The sequence below is a fragment of the Sandarakinorhabdus oryzae genome (assembly GCF_009733735.1).
In the GTDB taxonomy this organism is placed as follows: Bacteria; Pseudomonadota; Alphaproteobacteria; order Sphingomonadales; family Sphingomonadaceae; genus Sandarakinorhabdus; species Sandarakinorhabdus oryzae.
Window position 1 is genome coordinate 1 of sequence record NZ_WNJP01000321.1, and the last position, 1,305, is coordinate 1,305.

Annotated in this window: 3 protein-coding genes; 1 reads left to right on the forward strand and 2 read right to left on the reverse strand. The window is 70.0% G+C overall.

Going from position 1 to position 1,305, the window contains the following annotated elements; genetic code table 11:
• The coding region (locus GJ693_RS16000; protein ID WP_156257216.1) for an alcohol dehydrogenase catalytic domain-containing protein at positions 1-658 on the reverse strand (658 nt) is incomplete at its 3' end.
• Positions 659-662: 4 nt separating this feature from the next.
• A complete protein-coding gene (locus GJ693_RS16005; protein ID WP_156257217.1) occupies positions 663-1,025 on the reverse strand; it encodes a YdhR family protein in 363 nt (120 codons plus the stop codon).
• A 100-nt stretch (positions 1,026-1,125) separates the two neighbouring features.
• Here GJ693_RS16005 and GJ693_RS16010 point away from each other — a divergent pair.
• The coding region (locus tag GJ693_RS16010; protein WP_156257218.1) for a helix-turn-helix domain-containing protein at positions 1,126-1,305 on the forward strand (180 nt) is incomplete at its 3' end.

Sequence of the window (1,305 nt, forward strand, 5' to 3'; positions counted from 1 at the left end):
CGCCCAGTGCGGCCGCCCGCGCCCGGCGATCGGCGTCGTCATCCAGATAGAGCACGCGGCCTGCGCCGGCCGCCACCGCGCAGCCGGCAGCATAGAGACCGACACTCTGCGCCAGGCCGCCGATCACCAGCACGCTGGCGCCGGGTCGGGCCGCCAGCTGCGGGCCAACGCCGCGCCAGCCATCGACGATATTGTCACACGCGCTCGCCACCGCCACCGGATCGAGGCGATCAGGCAGCGGCACCAGCATGTGATCGGCAAAGGGCACCCGCATCCGATCAGCGAGGGCGCCGCCATAATCAGGGCGTGGCGCCCCGGCGAGGCCAAAGGCAGCCAGTGGCGGGTAGGCCTCGCAGCTGCCGGTATAGCCCCGCCGGCAACTGTCGCAGCGGCCGCAGCTCAGCTGGAACGGCACGATCACTCGGCTACCCGGCACCACCCCGGCGGCCGGGCCGGCATCGATCACCTCGGCCACGCATTCATGGCCAAAGGCGAACGGGCCTTGGAATTTCACCACGCCGGTGGCGATGTAGAGATCGAGATCGCAGCGCGCCACCACCAGCGGGCGGACGATGGCATCCGTGTCGGCGGCGAGGGCTAGCGCCGGCTGGTCCCGCCATTCGAAGGCGCCGGGCTTCAGGAAATGCAGGGCCTTCATCGCCTCATTTCCCGTTGTCGACGACGATCGGCACGTCGAAATAGCTGACGCTGGCCGGGCTGCCCCAGCGCTTGAGCACGCCGGCGCGCCAGGCATCGTTGTACCAGGCCTCGGCGGCGGCGCGGCTTTCCCACAGATAGATGCCGCCGGCGCGGCCATCATCGCCGATGGTGTAATATTTGCGAATGAGGCCGGGCTTGCCCTTGTAGTCGCCCACGCTGGCGGCAAAAGCCTGTTCCAGCTGGGCGCGCGGCAGGCCAGCCGGCACCGGCACGGCAACGAGCACGGCCACCGGGGCGGCGACGGCGGGGGTGGCAGCGAGCATGCCGAACGCGAGGGCGGCAGCGGGGATGAGCCTGGGCAACATGGCGGGTCTCCTCTTGTGATGGAGACAGGCTAGGCTTGCGTGCCGGCTCTGCGCCATACAAGATGCTGCAAACCAGCGTTGCGATTATGGAAGGCTTGCGATGGAACTGGATGACATGGCGTTGCTGGCGGCGGTCAGCCGACTCGGCTCAATCAGCGCGGCGGCGCGGGCCCGTGGCATCGCCATTTCCACCGCGGCGCGCCGGCTCGACGGGCTGGAGGCGGCGCTGAAGCTGCGTCTGGTCGATCGCCGCGCCGATGGCGCCCGGCTGACGCCTGCC